Below are 886 nucleotides of genomic sequence, written 5' to 3'. Positions count from 1 at the left end.
CGTCGACGTCTTCACCGTTTTTGGCGGCTTCGAGGAGTTGTTTGCGGTTGACGAATCCGACGGCGCCGGAGGCGCCCATGACGGCGATCTGTGCGGTCGGCCAGGCGAGGTTGACGTCGGCGCCCATGTGTTTGGAGCCCATGACGTCGTAGGCGCCGCCGTAGGCTTTGCGGGTGATGACGGTGATTTTTCCGACGGTGGCTTCGCCGTAGGCGTAGAGCAGTTTCGCGCCGCGGCGGATGATGCCGTTGAATTCTTGTCCGGTGCCGGGGAGGAATCCGGGGACGTCGACGAGGGTGATGATGGGGACGTTGAAGGCGTCGCAGGTGCGGACGAAGCGGGCGGCTTTTTCGGATGCGTCGATGTCGAGGGTGCCGGCGAATTGGGTGGGTTGGTTGGCGACGATGCCGACGGAGCGGCCGTCGATGCGTCCGTAGCCGATGATGATGTTGCGGGCGCGGCCTTCTTGGACTTCGAGGAATTCGTCGTCGTCGAGGATGCGGCGGATGACTTCGTGCATGTCGTAGGGGGTGTTCGGTGAGTCGGGGATGAGGGTGTCGAGTTCGAGGTCTTCGTCGGTGAGGTTGTCCTCGATGGCGCCGGAGATCGGGTCCGACGGGATGGTGCGGGGCGCTTCGGCGCGGTTGTTGCTGGGGAGGTAGCCGAGGAGGTCGCGGACGTAGTCGAGGGCGTCTTGTTCGCCGGAGGCGACGTAGTGGGCGACGCCGGATTTTTCCATGTGGGTGTGGGCGCCGCCGAGTTCTTCCATGGTGACGTTTTCGCCGGTGACGGTTTTGATGACGTCGGGTCCGGTGACGAACATTTGGGAGGTGCCGTCGACCATGACGACGAAGTCGGTGAGTGCGGGGGAGTAGACGTGTCCGCC

1 protein-coding gene is annotated in these 886 nt (G+C 64.0%); it reads right to left on the bottom strand.

Going from position 1 to position 886, the window contains the following annotated elements; genetic code table 11:
* Window positions 1-886, bottom strand: an 886-nt coding sequence (locus RY1_RS29260; protein ID WP_281250039.1) for an acyl-CoA carboxylase subunit beta, incomplete at both ends; no start/stop codon positions are given.

Source organism: Rhodococcus yunnanensis NBRC 103083 (assembly GCF_001895005.1).
GTDB lineage: Bacteria > Actinomycetota > Actinomycetes > Mycobacteriales > Mycobacteriaceae > Rhodococcoides > Rhodococcoides yunnanense.
Note: the sequence above shows the minus strand (reverse complement) of the source record. Positions and strands in the feature narration are given on the sequence as shown.